Here is a 19838-nt window from a genome sequence, read left to right as displayed (position 1 = left end):
ACATATAAACCAAGGAGAATTTTCATGACCGAACTGATTTACGACGACGACGCTGACCTCTCGATCATCCAGGGCAAGAGGGTCGCCATCGTTGGCTACGGTTCCCAGGGTCACGCCCACGCGCAGAACCTGCGCGATTCCGGTGTGCAGGTCGTCATCGCCCTCAAAGAAGGCTCCAAGTCCATCGCCAAGGCCGAGGATGAGGGCTTCGAGGTCAAGAGCGTCGCTGACGCCGCCGACTGGGCCGATCTCATCATGATCCTGGCTCCGGATCAGCACCAGCGCTCCATCTACGCCGATTCGATCAAGGACAAGCTGACCCCGGGCAAGACCCTGGCCTTTGCCCACGGCTTCAACATCCGTTTTGGCTACATCGAGGTGCCCGAAGGCGTCGATGTCATCCTGGTCGCGCCGAAAGCGCCTGGCCACACGGTGCGTCGCGAATACGTCGCCGGCCGTGGCATCCCGGACATCATCGCCGTCGAGCAGGATGCCACCGGGACCGCCTGGGAGACTGCCAAGTCCTACGCCAAGGCCATTGGCGGTACCCGCGCCGGCGTCATCAAGACCACCTTCACCGAGGAAACCGAAACCGATCTCTTCGGTGAGCAGAGTGTGCTCTGTGGCGGCGTGTCTCAGCTGGTCGAATACGGGTTCGAAACCCTGACTGAAGCCGGTTACCAGCCGCAGATCGCCTACTTCGAGGTGCTTCACGAGCTCAAGCTCATTGTGGATCTCATGTGGGAGGGTGGCATCGCCAAGCAGCGCTGGAGTGTTTCGGACACCGCCGAATACGGCGACTACGTCTCCGGCCCGCGCGTCATCGACCCGCGCGTCAAGGAGAACATGAAGGCCGTTCTGGCCGACATTCAGTCCGGTGCCTTCGCCAAGCGCTTCATCGACGACCAAGACAACGGCGCCGTCGAGTTCAAGGAACTGCGCGCCAAGGCAGAGCAGCACCCGATCGAGGCTGTGGGCCGCGAGTTGCGCTCCCTGTTCTCCTGGAAGCAGCAGGACACCGACTACGTCGACGGTTCCGCCGCCCGCTGAGGTTGGGGCACACCCGTGGTGTCGACTCCGTCGCCACGACGGGGCCCTCCTGCCCCACCCTAGTTGGGGCACACCCGTGGTGTCGACTCCGTCGCCACGACGGGGCCCTCCTGCCCCACCCTGGTTGGGCGCCCCGCTCTCAGCCCGAAGCCGTACTCACAAGTAACAGTGTGAGTACGGCTTCGGCGTTGTCTGGGGTGTTTCACTAGACTGGGAGGGCATTGTGTCCCATGACGGGACAGTGCTGCCCGAGTCTACGTTCATCAGGCCCAACGTCTGAAGTGCCTGAAACGCCTGAAAACCCGAGGAAACATCGTGACCGATAGCGCCATCAAGCCCGTCGTCCTGCTTGCCGAAGAACTTTCACCCGCCACGATCGAGGCCCTCGGTCCGGACTTTGAGATCAGGCAGATCGACGGTTCCGATCGCTCCCAGCTACTGGCCGCCATCGCCGATGTCGATGCCATCCTGATCCGCTCAGCCACCCAGGTCGATGCCGAGGCCATCGCAGCGGCGGGCAAGCTCAAGGTGATTGCCCGCGCTGGGGTGGGCCTGGACAATGTGGACATCAAGGCGGCCACCCAGGCCGGCGTCATGGTGGTCAACGCGCCCACCTCCAACATCATCTCTGCAGCTGAGCTGACCATCGGTCATATGCTCAGCCTGGCCCGGCACATTCCGGCCGCCGGATCCGCCCTCAAGGCGGGGGAGTGGAAGCGTTCCAAGTACACCGGGACCGAACTGTTCGAAAAGAAGATCGGCATCATCGGTCTGGGCCGCATCGGTGCCCTGATCGCGGCCCGGCTGCAGGCCTTCGGCACTCAGATCCTGGCCTACGACCCGTACGTCACCAGCGCCCGCGCCGCCCAGCTGGGCGTGCAGCTGGTCAGCCTGGATGACCTTCTGGCGCAGAGCGATTTCATCACGATCCACATGCCGAAAACTCCGGAGACGATCGGCATGATCGGCGCTGAGGCGTTCAAGACCATGAAGAACAGTGCCTACGTGGTCAACGTGGCCCGCGGCGGTCTGATCGATGAAGCGGCCCTCTACGAGGCGCTCGTTGCGGGCGAGATCGCTGGCGCAGGCATCGACGTCTTTGTCAAAGAACCGAGCACCGATCTGCCGTTCTTCGCCCTGGACAATGTGGTGGTGACTCCGCACCTGGGCGCCTCCACCGATGAAGCGCAGGAGAAAGCCGGTATCTCGGTGGCCAAATCGGTGCGCCTGGCGTTGGCCGGAGAGCTGGTGCCCGATGCCGTCAACGTCGCCGGCGGCGTGATCGACAGCGATGTGCGTCCCGGCATCCCGTTGATCGAGAAACTGGGACGGATCTTCACCGCACTGACCACCGCCTCGGTGACGCAGATTGATGTGGAGGTGGCCGGCGAAATCGCGGTCAAGGACGTCAAGGCTCTGGAGCTGGCCGCTCTCAAGGGCGTATTCACCGATATCGTCTCGGAGCAGGTCTCCTACGTCAATGCGCCGGTGCTGGCCGAACAACGTGGCATCAACGTGCGCCTGATCACCACCGAAGAAGCCACCGACTACCGCAATGTACTCTCACTGCATGGCGCGCTCTCCGACGGCAGCCAGATCTCCGTTGCGGGTACGCTGACCGGCCCGAAGCAGATCGAAAAGCTGGTCAGCGTCAACGGCTACGACATCGAGATCCCGATCAGCAACCACCTGGTGGTGCTGGTCTACCAGGACCGGCCGGGCGTCGTCGGCACGCTGGGCGGCATCCTGGGTCAGAATGGCATCAATATTGCAGGCATGCAGGTCTCCCGGCTGGCCGACGGCGGCCAGGCTCTCTGTCTGCTGACCGTGGACAGTTCGGTACCGCAAACCGTTCTCGATCAGGTGCGCGAGGCCATCGAGGCCACCACCGCACGTGAAGTCGACCTGGAAGGCTAATACTGCCGGTATGAGCAAAACCCCGTTTTATGTGACCACGGCGATCTCCTATCCCAATGGAGCACCGCATATCGGCCATGCCTATGAGTACATTTCCGCCGACGCTCTGGCCCGCTTCAAGCGCCTGGACGGCTTTGACGTGTTCTACATGTCAGGGACCGATGAGCATGGACTCAAGGTGCAGCAGACCGCGGAAAAGGAGGGCGTGACGCCCAAGGAGCTGGTGGATCGCAACTCGGCGGCGTTCCGGGCGGTGCACGATCTGGTCGACAGTTCTTATGACCGGTTCATCCGCACCACCGATGCCGACCACTATGCCGCTGCCCAGGAGATCTGGCGGCGGATGGAGGCCAACGGGGATATCTACCTGGACCGTTATGCCGGCTGGTATTCCGTGCGGGATGAGGCCTTCTACACCGAGGAGGAGACCGAACTCCGCGAGGACGGGACCCGTCACTCGAAGGAGACCGATACCGAGGTCGTGTGGACCGAGGAGGAATCGTATTTCTTCCGGCTCTCCGCATACCAGGACCGGCTGCTGGACCTCTACGAGACACAGGCTGCTTTCGGTGCTCCTCAGTACCGGTTCAATGAGGTCATCAGCTTCGTCAAGGCGGGGCTGAAGGACCTGTCCATCTCCCGGACCTCGTTCAGCTGGGGCGTTCCGGTGCCCGGCAATGACAAGCACGTCATGTACGTCTGGGTGGATGCGCTGACCAACTACCTCACGGGTGCCGGCTTCCCGGATCCGGAATCCACGCAGTGGAAGTACTGGCCCGCGGATGTTCACATCATCGGCAAGGACATCTCTCGGTTCCACGCGATCTTCTGGCCCGCGTTCCTGATGAGCGCCGGCATCGAACTTCCGCGCCGGGTGATGATTCATGGCTTCCTGTTCAACAATGGCGTCAAGATGTCCAAGTCTCTGGGCAATGTGGTGGCTCCGGCGGACTGGGTGGAGGAGTACGGGCTCGATGCCGTGCGCTTCTTCCTGCTGCGCGAGGTCTCCTACGGTCAGGACGGCAGCTACAGCCATGAGGCGATTGTCAGCCGCAAGAACTCGGATCTGGCTAATAACCTGGGCAATCTGGCGCAGCGCTCACTGTCCATGGTGGCCAAGAACTGCGGGGGAGTCGTTCCGACACCCGGCGCCCTGACCGCTGCCGATGAGGCGATTCTGGGCCAGGCCGGGGCCCTGTTGGAGATCAACCGGGCCGCCTACGACGCGCAGGAATTCCATCGCGCGTTGGAGGCGATCTGGACGGTGCTCGGTGATACCAATGCTTATTTTGCCGATCAGGAGCCCTGGGTATTGCGGAAGACCGATCCGGAGCGGATGGCCACGGTACTCTATGTGACCCTGGAGGTGCTGCGGATCGTCGGCCTCCTCATCCAGCCGGTGGTTCCCGGCTCCGCGGCGAAGCTGCTGGACGTGCTGGGAGTCCCGGAGAACGAGCGGAACTTCAGTGCGATCGGCGAGGCCCTGCGGCCCGGGACCGAGCTGCCCGCGCCGGAGCCGATCTTCCCGCGCTACGAAGAGCGTGTTGAAGCGTAGTGGGGGCTGAGTAGGCTTCGGTGAGTGTCGAGATCATGCTGGAATAATCGACTATTCCAGCATGATCTCGACACTCACCTCAGGGCTGGACACTTAATCGCTGGCCAGCCCGGCGACCGGGGAGAGTCGTGCGGCTTTTCTGGCCGGAATGACGGAAGCCCGCAGGCCTGCGACCGTCGCGACCGCCACCACGGCGAGTAGCTCGAGCCAAGGCACAGTCGGTGCCACGGTGGCAAAGGCGCCGAGGGCGGACTGCGCTCCGAGCCAGCCATAGAGCAGGCCCAGAACCACCCCGAGCAGGGCCGCCACTCCGGCGATCAGCACCGCCTCCAGGGCGAGCATCCCGCGCAGGCTTCCACGGCTCAGGCCCAGAGCCCGCAGTAGGGCGTTTTCGCGGGTCCTTTCCAGAATGGACAGCGAGAGGGTATTGGCCACCCCGATCAGCGCGATCAGGATTGCGATGGCCAGAAGCCCGACGACGACCAGCAACAACAGGTCGATCACCTGATGGAAGCTGGCCTTCCCCACCGCCCCGCCGCTGATCATCGCCTCCTGAACTCCCAGCGCCTGAGCCAGCGAGCTCCGCAGATCCATGATCTGACCGCCGGAGAGTTTCGGATCCACGGAGAACCACAGCAGGGCCTGCGCCCCGGAGGGTGCCGGGACATCGTCCAGACTGACCAGCGGCACCACGTCGGGACTGGCCGCAACTTTCACCGGGAATTGGCGGTGACCCTCGGCGGTGGTCACCTCGGTTGCGGAGCCCTTGAACCCCCTGGGCATCAGAATGCTGCCCGGAGTGACGTGGTTCGCCGCGTTATGGAGCATCGCGGCGGCATCGGACGTGCCGATGCCATAGACCGGTGTCTGCACGCCGCTTTCCTCCGCTGTCCCGACCACCGGCAGTTGCGCCGCTGCGCTCACTCCCTGCACAGACCGGGCGGCGGCAAGCTGGGCCGCGGAGTAGGTGCCCGGTGCCACGGAGATATCGACCGGGTAGCGTTGGTCGAGGGTGCTGTCGAACGCTGTGCGCGCCGTTGAGGCACCGGTCAGCATCATCGACACGAGGGTCACGCCGATCAGCAGGGCTGAGGCCGTCGCCGTCGTCCGCCCGGGGTTGCGCACTGCATTGAGCGCGGCGAGCTTGCCGGGGACCCCGGCCGGGGCCGCAAGCCTGCCCACCCAGCTGATCAGCGGCGGGATGACGATGGAGGAGCACAGGAGTACACCCAGGAAGGTCAGCGCGCCGCCGGGCAGCGCGAGTAACAACAGGGACCTGAGCGCGCCGACTCCCAACAACAGTGCACCGCCGAGCAGCAGGACGAACCCCAGAATCAGCCGTACCCGGCCACCTCGGGTGTGCACGGTGGCCTCTTTCGCCGGGCGCAGCGCGGCCAACGGGGCGACCGATGTGGCGGCACGGGCGGGTACCAGTGCCGCGAGCACCGTCATCAGCACCCCGACGACCAGACCGGCCAGAGGCGCCTGCCAGGGCACGGCCAGCGTCGCATACCGGGTGTCCGGCAGGGTGCGCAGCACCGTGAGCAGCCCCCACATGCCTCCGATCGCCACAACGATGCCCAGCAGCGAGGCGGTCGCACCGACGATGGCGGCCTCCAGCACCACCGAGGCGCCGATCTGCCGCTTTCCCGCACCGACACAGCGCAGCAGGGCCAGTTCCCGGGTCCGCTGGGCCACCAGTACCGAGAAGGTGTTGGCGACCACGAGCACTGCCACCACCAGAGCGATGGTCGCAAAGGCGAGTAGCACCAGGGACAGCGCGTCCGCGCCGCCGGTGTATCGGGTGATCACTGCGGTGGTCTGTTCATCCGCCGTCCGTACCGTGAACTGTTGCGCTCCTGCCCCGGCCAGCGCCTCGGAGATCGATTGGCGCACGGCCGGACTGAGCCCACCGGGAACCGTGAACTGGATGGAGGAGTAGTGGGCAGGGGATCCCCCCAGCGACGCCATCAGGGCGGCGGGAGCCACCAGCTGGGACGTCCCTGCGGCGCCCGGCTCATTGCTGTTCTGCACGATGCCGGAGACTGTGACCGGGGCGCTGACACCGTGCGAGCTGGACAGCTCCAGTCGAGTTCCGGGCTGTAGTGCGTATTTGCCGGCAGTCCTCTCGTCCAGGGCAATCTGTTGCGCGTTGCCTGGCAGGGACCCGGTCACCAGCACGGCAGAATTTAGCGCGGGAGTGGGCGCCAGAGTGGTGACCCGGGCACTGAACTGATGCCCGTTCGCCGTGGCCGTGGCCGCTAGTTGTTGGAGCGGAAAGCTGGTGGTCACCCCTGGCAGGTGAGCGACGGCATCGACCGCTTCCTGGCTGAAAGTCTCGCCGCCCGCAGGTTCAGCAATGGCATCCGCTGCAGCGAAGGACTGGCCCACGCTGGCCTTGAGCGTCGCCTGGGTGGAGCTGTTGACCAGCAGTGTCGCGACCAGGAAGGCCACCGCCAGCAGCACCGCGAGGGCGACGGCGATGAACCGGCGGGAATGGAGGCGGAACTGCCCCCAGGCGACGCTAAACATGTGCGGGACCCGTTCCTGTGGTTTCGGCCAACGAGCCGTGAGTCAGCGGACCTTCGGCCAGTCGGCTCAGTGAGGCCAGTACCGATTCCGGTGTGGGGGACTGGATCTCGCCCACCAGGACCCCGTCGCTGAGCAGGACCACCCGGTCCGCATAGGAGGCCGCCACGGGATCATGGGTGACCATGATGATGCTCTGTCCCATCTCCTGAGAGGAACGGCGCAGCATGGCCAGGACCTCGGCACCCACCCGCGAGTCGAGATTGCCGGTGGGCTCATCGGCGAAAACCACTTCCGGGCGGGTCAGCAGCGCCCGGGCCACGGCAACCCGTTGCTGCTGGCCACCGGAGAGTTCGTGGGGCCGGTGGCTTAGCCGGTCGGTCAGGCCCAGGGCGCTGGTGATGAAGTCCAGCCAGGGCCTGTCCACGCTTCCATTGGCCAGTGCCACCGGCAGCGTGATGTTCTGTTCCGCAGTCAGCGTGGGGACCAGGTTGAAGGCCTGGAAAACAAAACCGATGCGATCGCGGCGCAGCGCGGTGAGCTGGCGGTCATTGAGCGTGGTGATGTCGGTCGAGCCGATGCGGATACTGCCCGAATCAACGGTGTCCAGGCCAGCCAGGCAGTGCATGAGGGTGGATTTTCCACTCCCTGAAGGGCCCATGATGGCAGTGAAGCGGCCCGCCTCGAAGTCAAGATCGACTCCGCGCAGCGCAGTCACGGCGGTTTCTCCGCGTCCGTAGCTCTTGTTCAGTCCGCGGGCAGAGACCGCGGCGGCGGTAGTGTGCAGGGGCAAAGTGGTTGTCATGGTTCCAGCCTAAAAATCCCGCAGCATCGATGGATCGGGCCAGGGGTGGAAACCGACGGGGCTCTGCAGGGTCGGGCTCAGACCAGGGTATGAGGCCGGTTCAGCACAACACTCAGGTGGGCGTCACCGCGCCGGTCTCGTACGCGATGACGACGATCTGCACCCGGTCCCGGGCGCTGAGTTTGCTCAGAATGTGCCCAACGTGGGTTTTCACGGTGGCTTCGGAGAGAAAGAGTGTGCCGGCGATCTCCGGGTTGGACAGTCCCTGGGCGATCAGCAGGAACACCTCGTGTTCGCGTGCCGTGAGGCTCTGGACGGCCGTGTGGTGTTCATCGCGGCCCGGACTGGGCGCGCTCAACAGGGGAGCTACGTGGTCCAGCAGTCGCCGGGTCGTGGAGGGGGCTATGACGGCGTCCCCCCGGTAGACGGTCCGGATCGCCTCCAGCAGCTCCTCGGGTGGCGCATCCTTGAGCAGAAAACCGCTGGCTCCGGCCTGGATGGCAGACAGGGCGTATTCATCCAGATCAAAGGTGGTGAGGACCACGATTTTCAGCTGGGAGAGTCGCGATCCCGGCGCGGCTGCCCGCACCCGTTCCATCAGCCGCCGGGTGGCTTCCAGGCCATCCATCCCCGGCATCCGAATGTCCATCAGCACCACATCGGCCACCGTGGCGCTCAGTTGGGCCAGCGCGGCGTGGCCGTCCCCGGCCTGCACCACGACCTCCAGATCCGGTTGGGAATTGATCAGCATGGTGAAGCCGGAGCGGACCAGATGCTGGTCATCGACCAGGGCAACGGTGATGGTTCCCTGGTCCGGAGTCTCCTTCTGCGCAGCCTCGATCGTCGGGTGATTGTTCATGCTCAGGCCTCCGTGTAGGGGATCAGTGCCGTGATCTGGAATCCGCCCCCGGGCCGGGGGCCGGCCTCCAGCATCCCATCGTAAAGGTGGACGCGTTCGCTCATGCCGCGCAGCCCATTGCCACCGCCGGGGGCGGGCGGGTCCGCGGCGGCGCCCCGGCCGTCATCGGCGATCACGATGCTCAGCCCCCGCGGCTGCCAGCTCAACTGCACGGTGCTGTGCGCCTTGGGTCCGCCATGTTTGAGCACATTGGTCAGCCCTTCCTGGACCACGCGATAGGCCGTGAGTTCGGCTCCCGCAGGCAACGTCCGGTGGGCGCCCCGCCCTTCGGTCGTTTCCGGGGCTTCCAGATCCATCCCGGCGGAGCGGAAGCTGAGATAGAGTTCCGGCAGGTCGGCAAGGCTGGGCAGCGGCCGGGTGGAGGCTTCCTCGCCACCGCGCAAGACACCTAGCAGGCGGCGCATCTCCCGCAGCGAGGATCGTCCGGTTTCCGCAATGGTTACCAGAGCCTCCGGGGCAAGCGAGGGATCCTGGGCGGCGGCATACCGGGCACCGTCTGCCTGAGTGATGATGACCGAGAGTGAGTGCGCCACAATGTCATGCATTTCGCGCGCGATATGGGCCCGTTCATCGTTGGCCGCCAGAGCGCGTTCCTGAAGCTGTTCGATTTCGAGTCGCCGGGCACGGTCTTCGAGTGCCTGCTCCCGCAACCGCCGGGTGCGCACCAGATCGCCCAGAGTCCAGACGAAAAGCACCAGAAAGCAGAGCATGATCAGCACGACGGCGGCGTAGGAGAGCTTGCTGAAGGTCAGGCTGCTCAGGATGCCGCCGGGCTGGAAGTAATAGCGGCTCACCGCCATGACCGCGCCGATCAGGGCGAGCCCGAGGCCGGAGAGGCTGGCCCAACGTGGTGCATAGGCGGCCAGCGCGTAGACCGTCAGAATCACCGCTGCATCCGCTGGCACCGGGGTGATGCCTAGCGCCCATTGAGCGATGGCGGCGATGGCGATCACGCTGCCCGCCAGGACCGGCCGAATCCGGCGCAGGGCCAGCGGCAGAATCAGCAGGCTGGCTATCAGGAGGTGGTCCAGGCCGCTGGTCACGCCGCTGCTCAGGCCCAGCAGGAGCCACAGGAGGATGGCACCGGCGCTGTCCACCAGGAACCGGTGCGTCCGGAACCATTCGTAGAGGCGATGCATGACCATTTGTTCAACTTTACGGCCCCTCATCCTCGCCGCATCCTGCTCAGGTCTGATCTCTGGGGTGAGGTCCCGGCTGAAGGACCAGTTCTGCGGCCGTCTCATTTTTTGAGACAGCTTGCCCAATATGTGGATGGTCCATCTAGGCTTTTAATCCATGAGTATCGATTGCGCAGTAATTCCCGGGGATGGCATTGGACGCGAAGTGGTGGCCGAGGCTCTCAAGGTCCTGCAGGAAGTTACCGCAACGGCCGGTGTGGACCTGCAGCTCACCGAATACAGCCTGGGGGCGCAGCACTGGCTGGAGACCGGCGAGACGCTCAGCGACGAGACTCTGGAGCAGCTGCGCGCACATCAGGTGATTCTGTTCGGCGCGGTGGGCGCTGCGCCGGGGGATACCCGGATTCCCTCCGGACTGATCGAACGGGAGCTGCTGCTCAAACTGCGGTTCAGCCTGGATCACGCCGTGAACCTGCGTCCCTCCCGGATCTACCCGGGGGTGCCGAGTCCGCTGGCCGAGCCCGGTGCAGTGGAGTTCGTCATCGTGCGCGAAGGCACTGAAGGCCCCTATGTGGGCAATGGCGGAACTCTGCGCAGGGGCACCGATCAGGAAGTCGCCAATGAGCTCTCCGTCAACACCGCCTTCGGCGTGGAACGGGTGGTGCGGGATGCCTTTGAACGGGCGCAGGGCCGACGCCGCAAGCTCACCTACGTGCACAAACACAATGTGCTGGTCCATGCCGGGCATCTGTGGAAGCGGATCGTCGAGTCCGTGGCCCGTGAATACCCCGAGGTCGCGCTGGACTACCTGCATGTCGACGCTGCCACCATCTTCCTGGTCACTGATCCCGCGCGTTTTGACGTCATCGTCACCGATAACCTCTTTGGTGACATTCTCACCGACCTTGCCGCGGCGATCACGGGCGGCATCGGGCTGGCAGCCTCGGGCAATCTGAACATCGACGGAACGGCCCCGAGCATGTTTGAGCCGGTGCACGGCTCCGCGCCTGATATTGCGGGCCAGCAGAAGGCAGATCCGACGGCGGCCATCCTGTCTGCAGCCATGCTGCTGGACCACGTGGGTCACCAGGACCTCGCGCAGCAGATCGAGGCTGCGGTGATTGCCGATGTCGCCGCTCGCGCCGGTGGCGAGCCCCGGGCCACCGCTGCCGTGGGTGACGCCATTGTGGAACGGCTCCGCGAAGCCCGCTGAACCCAGCCTTTGCTCTTCCCTTTGCCCGTCAACCCTTCGGGTGGGGCGCCCATCCGGCGGCCCTCCCGGTCGTCCCTTCACTGGCAGGCCACACGTACCGCTGTGGCACTCTGTCAGGTCTGCTCCCACACCCTCTTTCGGAGTACAGTTCCAAGTACAGCCACCATGTGCCCGTCAGCCCGGCCGCGCAGTGATGCGAGGGCTTGTGAGTCGTGACAGGGCAGCATTACCAGCAGTTCCCGGAGGAATCATGACGCAGTCGACCACAGAGCTCGCCTTCACCACGCTCCCGTCTCAGAACCTCGTGTCTGAGGCCGAGCTGGCCGTGATTCTGGCCAACCCCGGCTTTGGTGATCATTTCACCGACTACACCGCGGTCATTGACTGGACGAAGGATGGCGGTTGGCAGAACGCTCGCGTAGAGCCCTATGGGCCTATTGCGCTGGATCCTGCTGCGAGCGTGCTGCACTACGGCCAGGAGATCTTCGAAGGACTCAAGGCGTATCGGCATGCCGATGGCTCGGTCTGGACCTTCCGCCCGGAGGCCAATGCTGCCCGGCTCAACCGTTCGGCTCAACGGCTTGCTCTGCCGGAACTGCCCGAATCGGCGTTCATCGGTGCGGTGGAGGCCCTGGTTCAGGCAGATCAGCGCTGGGTGCCCGACCAGGACGGCGAGAGCCTCTACCTGCGTCCCTTCATGATTGCCACGGAGGCTTTTCTGGGCGTGCGTGCAGCGCATGCCGTGTCCTTCCGGGTGATCGCCTCACCTGCTGGGAACTATTTCGGCGGGGAACTCAAGCCGATCTCCATCTGGATCTCCCGCAACTACGCTCGCGCTGGTCGCGGCGGCACCGGTGCCGCCAAATGCGGTGGCAATTATGCGGCGTCTCTGTTGCCGCAGCTGGAGGCCGAAGCCAACGGTTGCAAGCAGGTGCTTTTCCTGGATCCCACCAATGACAATGCCGTGGAAGAACTGGGCGGCATGAACGTCTTCTTCGTCTTCAAGGACGGCACGCTCGTCACCCCGGAGCTCTCCGGCAGCATCCTGGAGGGCGTGACCCGCTCCTCGGTGCTGCAGCTCGGACGCGACCGGGGGATGAACGTCGTTGAGCGGAAAATCACTCTCGACGAGTGGCGTGAGGGCATCGCCTCCGGTGAGATCACTGAGGTTTTTGCCTGCGGTACCGCCGCAGTGATCACCCCGATCGGTGAGATCAAGGACGAGCAGGAGTCGATCGGTGACCCGACGGCGCCCGCCGGTGAGGTGTCGGTCAGCCTGCGCGAGGAGCTGCTCGGGATCCAGACCGGCACGGTCGAGGACCGTCACGGATGGTTGCACCGCCTGGCCTAGGTGTCGGCACTGGGGGAGTCCGTCCTCCGTGGCAAGTCGTGGAATAGTTGACGTATGCGTATTGCTCGATTTGTCACGGACGGCGACCCCCTTTACGGTGTGGTCGATCAGGCTCAGGAGTCGGTGGAGGTCATCAAGGGTGACCCCTTCTTCAACGGGATAGAGGGCACCGGGCAGCGGCACGCCCTGGAGGACGTGCGGTTGCTGGCTCCGATCATTCCCCGGTCGAAGATCGTAGGCATTGGCCGCAACTACGCTGATCACGCCCGTGAGCTGGGCAACGAGGTGCCTACCAGCCCCTTGATGTTCCTCAAGCCGAACACTTCGGTGATTGGGCCGGGAGATCCCATTTCCCTGCCGGAGTTCTCCGAGGAGGTCTCCTACGAGGCCGAGCTGTGCGTCGTGATCGGGCGGATTTGCAAGGACGTTCCCGAAGAGCGGGTTCCGGAGGTCGTCTTCGGCTACACCTGCGGCAACGATCTGACCGCGCGGGATGCCCAGCGGACGGACGGGCAGTGGGCGCGGGCCAAGGGATTCGACGGTTCGGCACCGCTGGGGCCGTGGATCGAGACCGAGCTCGACGTCGACGATCTGTCGGTGCAGGGCAGACTCAACGGCACGGTGGTCCAGGACGGGCGTACCAGTGACATGATTTTCGGCGTCCGGACGCTGGTCTCCTATGTCTCCCAGGCCTTCACCCTGCTGCCCGGCGATGTCATCATGACGGGTACTCCCGCCGGAGTGGGGCTGGTTCAGGAGGGTGACCGCTTCGAGGTGCAGATCGAAGGGATCGGCACGCTCTCCAACCCGATCGTGCGCCGCTAAACCCGCGCCATCTCAGCCTCTGGCTCCCAGATTCACCGCAGACCTCGCAGACCGAAAGCATCATGACTACTTCTTCTGACATTCCCGACCTTGCCGTCCGCCCGCACCCCATTTCCATTCCGGCGGTGGACGCCGATACCCCGGTGCGGGTGCGGTTCTGCCCCTCGCCGACCGGCACCCCTCACGTCGGGCTGATTCGCACCGCTCTGTTCAACTGGGCCTATGCCCGGCACACGGGCGGCAAACTGGTGTTCCGCATCGAGGACACCGATGCCGCCCGGGACAGTGAAGAAAGCTATCAGCAGCTTCTGGATGCCCTGCGCTGGCTGGGTATCGACTGGGATGAGGGCGTGGAGCAGGGCGGACCGCATGAGCCCTACCGGCAGTCGCAGCGTTCGGAGATCTATCAGGATGTCATTGCCCGTTTGCGTGAGGGCGGGTTCGTCTACGAGTCTTACTCGACCCCGGAGGAGATCGAGGCGCGCCACCGGGCCGCAGGCCGGGATCCCAAGCTGGGGTATGACGGTTTTGACCGGGATCTCAGCGAAGAGCAGATTGCCGCGTTCAAGGCTGAAGGTCGTCTGCCCGCGCTTCGCTTGCGGATGCCTGACGAGGATCTGACCTTTACGGACCTGGTCCGTGGCGAGATCACCTTCAAGGCGGGCACCGTGCCGGACTTCGCCGTCGTGCGCCCCAATGGCGCCCCGCTCTACACTCTGGTCAATCCGGTGGACGATGCCTTGATGGGGATCACCCATGTGCTCCGCGGCGAGGACCTGCTCTCTTCCACACCGCGCCAGATCGCACTGTACCGGGCGCTCTACGCCGTGGGAGTCGCGCAGTACCTGCCCGCCTTCGGGCACTTACCCTACGTGATGGGCCAGGGCAATAAGAAGCTCTCCAAGCGGGACCCGGAGTCCAGCCTTTTCCGGCTGCGCGACTGGGGCTTCATCAAGGAAGGCCTGCTGAACTACCTGGCGCTGTTGGGGTGGAGCCTCTCTGCGGACGAGGACATCTTCACCGTGGAGCAGTTGGTTCAGGCCTTCGACGTCCACGATGTACTGGGCAACCCGGCCCGCTTTGATCTGAAGAAGGCAGAAGCGATCAACGGTACGCACGTGCGGCTGCTGCCCCCGGAGGTCTTCCGGGAGCGGTTGATCCCCTACCTGCAGACCGCCGGTCTGGTGGGGGAGACGCTGACCGAGCGGCAGCACGAAGTGCTCACCGAAGCAGCTCCGCTGATCCAGGAGCGGGTGCAGTTGCTGGGTGAGGCCCCGGAGATGCTGCGGTTCCTTTTCGTCGCGGACGATGACGTCGCTCCGGCAGAGGATGCGCTCAAAGGCCTGCCGGAGAACCTGGTGGAGGTGCTCGACGCAGCGCTGGCCGCCGTGGAGCAGATTCCGGAGGGTGATACCTGGAATGCTGAGGCGCTGCAGGATGCCCTGCGCACCGCCCTGGTTGACGGCCTGGGAGTCAAGCCCCGACTGGCGTTCGGCCCGGTCCGCACCGCGATTTCCGGCCGACGCGTCTCGCCGCCGCTCTTTGAATCCATGGTGATTCTGGGTAAGGCGTCCTCGGTGGCCCGGCTGCGGGCTTTCCGGGATCGATGAGCGCCAGCCCGGCCATGGTGGCATCAGGGCAGCGGTCGATTCGGGGTGTGCTTTTCGATATCGATGACACCCTGGTGGATTTGCGCTCGGCGATGAATCTGGCGGTCCGTCTGGCCAGTGAGGAGTACCTTCCGGCGCTCTCCGAGGAGGGCTGGGAGCAGATCCAGCTGAATTTTCACACCGACCCAGGCGGGTATTACGACGCCTTTCTGGCGGGGGAACTGGACTTCGTTCAGCAGCGCCTGGCCCGGGCCCGCCAGGCCTTCGCCGTGGTGGGCGGCAAGCTCCCGGAAGATCGCCTTCTGGACTGGAATGCCAGTTATGAGTCCGCTGCGCAGCGGCACTGGCGCCCTTTCGATGATGTCGCACCCACCCTGGCGGTACTGGATCAGGCTGGAATCAGCTATGGTGCGGTCAGTAACAACGTGGAGGCCTACCAGCGTCGAAAGCTGGACATCGCTGGCCTGGCCGGGATCTCCGTGCTGATCGGCACGGATACCGTCGGTGTGCCCAAACCGGAGGCAGCGATCTTTCACGAAGGCGCTCGGCAGCTGGGCCCGGAAGCGGATCAGGTGCTCTATGTGGGGGACAATCTGATGATCGATGCCGTCGGTGCCAGTTCGGCGGGGCTGCCCGCCGTCTGGCTCAACCGGGCGGGGGTGAATCCTGAAACCGGGGCGTGGCAGGGGCTCACCATCAGCTCGCTCACCGGGATTCTGCGCCTTCTGGACGGCGGCTTGGGAACCCCGGGAGACTGAGCGGCGCTTCCATTTGGAACATGCCCGGTTCTCCGGTAAAGTTAGATCCCGGCGCTGAGGCAGGAACGCGGGAAACCGCACCGGCCTGGGTTCGCTATGGGATATGGTGTAATTGGCAACACTACGGTTTCTGGTACCGTCATTCTAGGTTCGAGTCCTGGTATCCCAGCGCTGTTCGTCTAGACATTCTGGACGTGATATTGTCATTGAGCTGGTTTTGCGAAAGCAAACGCGACTGACAATCAGCACACTCGGCCCCATCGTATAGCGGCCTAGTACGCCGCCCTCTCACGGCGGTAACGCGGGTTCGAATCCCGCTGGGGTCACCGAGTGCCTCCTGATCGACGGAAACGTAGATCAGGAGGCTTTTCCTTTTCCCCTCTCACACCTCTCTCCCAACTACTGCGACTCAGGTTGTGACGCGAGGGCCCCGTCGTGGCGACGGAGTCGACACTACGGGAGCATCACGACCGTTGTGACGCGAGGGTCCCGTCGTGGCGACGGAGTCGACACTACGGGAGCGTCACAACCGTTGGGACGTCACAACCGTTGGGCTGGGGCGGCATCGCGGATTTTGATCATGGTCCGAAGATTGCGCGTGGTCGTGCTTGCCTTGAACGCCGCTTTGGCCGTCAGCTTGCTGGCCGGTGCCTCTAGCGTCTGACCCACCGCGACCGTCCAGGCCACCGCCTCCGGGCCCAGCTGCGTCATCGTGGATTCACCCTGCGCCTGGGCCTGAGCCACCAGTTGCTCCAGCGCATGCGGGTCGGAGGACAGCGTGAGATAGCAGTGCAGTTCCGCCGAATCCGCCGGAAAAGGGCAGGCCGCCACCAGCTCGGCCACCCGCGCACCCGAGAGCACCACTACCCAGGCGTCGTAGTTGAAGCGCTCGCGCAGGGCAGTCTCCACCTGCTTCTTAAGTTCTGCCGCGCTCAGCTGGGTCTGAAGAACCACGTTGCCGCTGGCCAGCAGGGTCTTCACCGACCTCACGGGCAGAGCGGAGAGGCAGTCCCTCAGATCCGCTGACTTGACCGTAATTCCGTTGACATTGACTCCGCGCAGAAGTACCGCAAACCAGTTCATCGCCACAGCATAGGCGACGGCCGGAAGGAGGAATAGGCTGAGCGTATGTCTGACTCAACACCATCAACGAACGCACTGTATACGAATGCTCCCGGCTCGGTCATCACCGACGTCGGGGTCTCCCTGGACGGCTATCTGGCCGGTCCACATCAGTCGTTGGAGAACCCCATGGGTGAACGAGCCGCCGAGGTACTGCACCGCTGGATGTTTGAACAACCTGAAGCCAACGAGCGTTCGATGACGGCAATCACCGATCATGGAGCCTTTGTGATGGGCAGGAACATGTTTGGTCCGGTGAGGGGAGACTGGGACAGCAGCGAGGAATGGCGCGGCTGGTGGGGCGATAACCCGCCCTATCATGGTCCGGTCTTTGTGCTCAGCCACTATCCGCGGGAACCGCTGGTGATGGAAGGCGGAACGACGTTCTACTTCGTGACGGACGGGCCCGAGGCTGCGCTGGCTTTGGCGCGTGAGGCAGCTGGCGGCCGCAGCATCTCCGTGGCCGGCGGTGCAGAGACCGTCCGCCAGTATCTGGCCCTGGGCGCCATTGACACCTTGCGCCTGCATGTTGCACCAGTCGTGCTGGGTGCAGGGGAGAGCATTTTCACCGGGATGGAGTCATTGCAGTTGGAGCCTCTTGCGTCCGAGACCAATGAACTGGTCACGCACGTGGCCTACCGCCCTGTGCGCTGACCTGAGGTCGCTCACACACCATGGCTGCACCTCTGCCCAACTGCTGCTACGCAGTTGGGCAGAGGTGCAGTGAGGGCGAGGGGGGAGTTGCCGGGGGATTAGTCGCCGCTCTTGCGCAGCGCCTCGGTGAGGGTGCGGGCGGCGTTGCAGACCACTTCGGCGTGCAGACGGCCGGGCTGCCTGGTCAGTCGTTCGATGGGGCCGGAGATCGACACTGCGGCGATCACCCGACCGGACGGGCCGCGTACCGGGGCAGAAACGGAGGCAACGCCCATTTCGCGCTCGCCCAGGGACTGCCCCCAGCCGCGACGCCGGACGCCGGCCAGCACGGTGGGCGTGAATCGTGCGCCCTGCAGGCCTTCCACGAGACGTTCGTGATCCTCCCAGGCCAGCAGGACCTGGGCCGCGGATCCCGCCTTCATGGACAGTTTGGTGCCCACCGGGATGGTGTCCCGCAGGCCGATCGGGCGTTCTGCCGAGGCGACGCACACGCGCCACTCGCCCTGACGCCGGAAGATCTGCGCAGATTCCCCGGTGCTGTCTCGCAGAGAGACCAGAACCGGCCCTGCCGCCTGGATCAGTCGATCCTCGCCCGCGGCTGACGCCAGCTCAACGAGCCGACTGCCCAGGATGAAGCGGCCGTGGATGTCCCGGCTGACCAGCCGGTGATGACTCAGCGCCTGCGCCAGCCGGTGGACGGTGGGTCGGGCCAGCCCGGTGGCTGCCACCAGCTGGGCCAGAGTGGTCGGCCCGGCCTCGAGTGCATCAAGAACCTGGGCCGCCTTGTCGATGACGCCAACGCCGCTCGTTTTGTCCATAGGGTGATACTACCGTCTCACAATGCGAGAAGCACACTCGCTCGCTAGCCAGCACTCCCACCACGCTGGGACAGTTGATCTACGACGCGGCGACACCTGCCGTGCATCGGGCCGTCGATGAAGGACACAGAGCGTGAGTACCCCAACACCTAAGACCTTGGCCGAAAAAGTGTGGCGCGACCATGTGGTGCGCCAGGGCGAGGGCAATGAGCCGGACCTCCTGTTCATTGACCTGCACCTGATCCATGAGGTCACCTCGCCCCAGGCCTTCGAGGGCCTAAGACTGGCAGATCGTCCGGTGCACCGGCCCGATCTGACCATCGCCACCGAGGATCACAACACGCCGACTCTCGACATCGACAAGCCGATTGCCGATCCGACCAGCCGGATTCAGATTGAGACCCTGCGTAAGAACTGCGCCGAATTCGGCATTCGCCTGCACTCCCTCGGCGATGCAGAACAGGGCATCGTGCACATCGTGGGTCCGCAGCTGGGCCTGACTCAGCCCGGCATGACCGTGGTCTGCGGCGATTCCCACACCTCAACCCACGGTGCCGTGGGTGCGCTCGCCTTCGGCATCGGCACCTCCGAGGTGGAGCATGTCATGGCCACCCAGACACTGCCGCTCAAGCCCTTCAAGACCATGGCGATCACCGTGGAAGGCACGCTGCGCCCCGGCGTCAGCTCCAAGGACATCATTCTGGCCGTCATCGCCAAAATCGGCACGGGCGGCGGCCAGGGCTACGTGCTCGAATATCGCGGGTCAGCCATCCGGGCCCTGTCCATGGACGCCCGGATGACCATCTGCAATATGTCCATCGAGGCAGGTGCCCGCGCCGGCATGATCGCCCCGGACGAGGTGACGTTCGAATACCTTAAGGGTCGTGCCCACGCACCTCAGGGTGCGGACTGGGATGCGGCCGTGGAGTACTGGTCCAGCCTGCCCACCGAGGACGATGCCGTCTTCGATGCGGAGGTCTTCCTCGATGCGGACACGCTGGAGCCTTTCGTCACGTGGGGGACTAACCCCGGGCAGGGGGTTTCCCTGAACGACTCGGTGCCCTCACCGGAAGACTTTGCCGATGAGAACGCCAAGGCCGCCTGCGAACGCGCGCTGGAGTACATGGGGCTGACCGCAGGGACTCCGATGAAGGACATCCGGGTGGACACGGTCTTCCTGGGCTCCTGCACCAACTCCCGTATTGAGGATCTCCGTGCCGCTGCCGAGGTCATCAAGGGACGCGAGAAAGACCCGAACGTCCGCATGCTGGTGGTTCCGGGCTCTGCGCGAGTGCGTCTGGAAGCCGAGGCGGAGGGTCTCGACCAGATCTTCAAGGACTTCGGTGCCGAGTGGCGCTTCGCAGGCTGCTCCATGTGTCTGGGCATGAACCCGGACCAGCTCCAGCCGGGCGAACGTTGCGCCTCCACCTCCAACCGCAACTTTGAGGGCCGTCAGGGCAAAGGCGGGCGTACCCACCTGGTCTCGCCCGTCGTCGCGGCCGCCACCGCTGTGCGCGGCACCCTCAGCTCGCCCTCAGACCTGAATGCGCCCGTCGCGCAGCCTGCATAACCG

The 19838-nt window shown here is 64.6% G+C and carries 16 protein-coding genes and 2 tRNA genes; 12 read left to right on the top strand and 6 right to left on the bottom strand.

From position 1 onward, the window contains the following. The first annotated feature begins 24 nt into the window (after positions 1-24). The 3 genes from ilvC (at position 25) to metG (ending at position 4522) form a co-directional block, all read left to right on the top strand. A complete protein-coding gene (ilvC, locus tag QQM37_RS03860) occupies positions 25-1050 on the top strand; it encodes a ketol-acid reductoisomerase (RefSeq protein ID WP_285725172.1) in 1026 nt (341 codons plus the stop codon). Between the two features lie 315 nt (positions 1051-1365). After that, positions 1366-2967 (top strand): phosphoglycerate dehydrogenase, encoded by a 1602-nt coding sequence (serA, locus tag QQM37_RS03855; protein ID WP_285725170.1) that lies wholly within the window; start codon positions 1366-1368, stop codon positions 2965-2967. Positions 2968-2977: 10 nt separating this feature from the next. Further along, complete coding sequence (gene metG / locus QQM37_RS03850) at positions 2978-4522, top strand: methionine--tRNA ligase (protein ID WP_285725168.1); 1545 nt, start codon at positions 2978-2980, stop codon at positions 4520-4522. Between the two features lie 93 nt (positions 4523-4615). Here the strand turns inward: metG and QQM37_RS03845 are convergent, their stop codons facing one another. The 4 genes from QQM37_RS03845 to QQM37_RS03830 all read right to left on the bottom strand — a co-directional run bounded on the left by QQM37_RS03845 (position 4616) and on the right by QQM37_RS03830 (position 9914). Further along, on the bottom strand, positions 4616-7054 hold the full coding sequence (locus tag QQM37_RS03845; RefSeq protein ID WP_285725166.1) for an FtsX-like permease family protein: 2439 nt from the start codon (positions 7052-7054) through the stop codon (positions 4616-4618). Beyond that, positions 7047-7856, bottom strand: a complete 810-nt coding sequence (locus QQM37_RS03840) for an ABC transporter ATP-binding protein (protein WP_285725164.1) — start codon at positions 7854-7856, stop codon at positions 7047-7049. Before QQM37_RS03840 ends, QQM37_RS03845 begins: the two co-directional genes overlap by 8 nt. A 112-nt stretch (positions 7857-7968) precedes the next feature. Beyond that, positions 7969-8715 (bottom strand): response regulator, encoded by a 747-nt coding sequence (locus QQM37_RS03835; protein ID WP_285725162.1) that lies wholly within the window; start codon positions 8713-8715, stop codon positions 7969-7971. A 2-nt stretch (positions 8716-8717) separates the two neighbouring features. Further along, positions 8718-9914 carry a sensor histidine kinase gene (locus QQM37_RS03830; RefSeq protein ID WP_285725416.1) on the bottom strand — a complete coding sequence of 399 codons (1197 nt, stop codon included), beginning with the start codon at positions 9912-9914 and terminating at the stop codon, positions 8718-8720. 157 nt (positions 9915-10071) lie between these two features. On the opposite strand from QQM37_RS03830, the gene QQM37_RS03825 reads away from it, so the two are divergent. The 7 genes from QQM37_RS03825 to QQM37_RS03795 all read left to right on the top strand — a co-directional run bounded on the left by QQM37_RS03825 (position 10072) and on the right by QQM37_RS03795 (position 15997). Next, on the top strand, positions 10072-11127 hold the full coding sequence (locus QQM37_RS03825) for a 3-isopropylmalate dehydrogenase (protein WP_285725160.1): 1056 nt from the start codon (positions 10072-10074) through the stop codon (positions 11125-11127). 250 nt (positions 11128-11377) lie between these two features. Then, on the top strand, positions 11378-12478 hold the full coding sequence (locus QQM37_RS03820; protein ID WP_285725158.1) for a branched-chain amino acid aminotransferase: 1101 nt from the start codon (positions 11378-11380) through the stop codon (positions 12476-12478). Between the two features lie 54 nt (positions 12479-12532). Further along, complete coding sequence (locus QQM37_RS03815) at positions 12533-13303, top strand: fumarylacetoacetate hydrolase family protein (RefSeq protein ID WP_285725155.1); 771 nt, start codon at positions 12533-12535, stop codon at positions 13301-13303. A gap of 62 nt (positions 13304-13365) precedes the next feature. Then, a complete protein-coding gene (gltX, locus tag QQM37_RS03810) occupies positions 13366-14913 on the top strand; it encodes a glutamate--tRNA ligase (RefSeq protein WP_285725153.1) in 1548 nt (515 codons plus the stop codon). Then, positions 14910-15671, top strand: a complete 762-nt coding sequence (locus tag QQM37_RS03805) for an HAD family hydrolase (RefSeq protein WP_285725151.1) — start codon at positions 14910-14912, stop codon at positions 15669-15671. Before gltX ends, QQM37_RS03805 begins: the two co-directional genes overlap by 4 nt. Positions 15672-15768: 97 nt before the next feature. Further along, positions 15769-15840 (top strand) — tRNA-Gln (locus QQM37_RS03800). Positions 15841-15924: 84 nt separating this feature from the next. Further along, a tRNA-Glu gene (locus QQM37_RS03795) sits at positions 15925-15997 on the top strand. Between the two features lie 214 nt (positions 15998-16211). On the opposite strand, the gene QQM37_RS03790 is transcribed toward QQM37_RS03795, so the two are convergent. Continuing rightward, positions 16212-16754 carry a DUF1697 domain-containing protein gene (locus QQM37_RS03790; protein ID WP_285725149.1) on the bottom strand — a complete coding sequence of 181 codons (543 nt, stop codon included), beginning with the start codon at positions 16752-16754 and terminating at the stop codon, positions 16212-16214. 45 nt (positions 16755-16799) lie between these two features. Here QQM37_RS03790 and QQM37_RS03785 point away from each other — a divergent pair, with 45 nt between their 5' ends. Beyond that, the gene (locus QQM37_RS03785) at positions 16800-17447 is read left to right on the top strand and encodes a dihydrofolate reductase family protein (RefSeq protein ID WP_285725147.1); all 648 of its coding nucleotides are present in this window, start codon (positions 16800-16802) and stop codon (positions 17445-17447) included. A gap of 98 nt (positions 17448-17545) precedes the next feature. On the opposite strand, the gene QQM37_RS03780 is transcribed toward QQM37_RS03785, so the two are convergent. Further along, the gene (locus tag QQM37_RS03780; protein WP_285725145.1) at positions 17546-18265 is read right to left on the bottom strand and encodes an IclR family transcriptional regulator; all 720 of its coding nucleotides are present in this window, start codon (positions 18263-18265) and stop codon (positions 17546-17548) included. A gap of 133 nt (positions 18266-18398) precedes the next feature. Here QQM37_RS03780 and leuC point away from each other — a divergent pair, with 133 nt between their 5' ends. Continuing rightward, the gene (gene leuC / locus QQM37_RS03775) at positions 18399-19835 is read left to right on the top strand and encodes a 3-isopropylmalate dehydratase large subunit (protein WP_285725144.1); all 1437 of its coding nucleotides are present in this window, start codon (positions 18399-18401) and stop codon (positions 19833-19835) included. Positions 19836-19838 lie beyond the last annotated feature (3 nt).

This window comes from Psychromicrobium xiongbiense (assembly GCF_030271165.1).
GTDB lineage: Bacteria > Actinomycetota > Actinomycetes > Actinomycetales > Micrococcaceae > Renibacterium > Renibacterium xiongbiense.
Note: the sequence above shows the minus strand (reverse complement) of the source record. Positions and strands in the feature narration are given on the sequence as shown.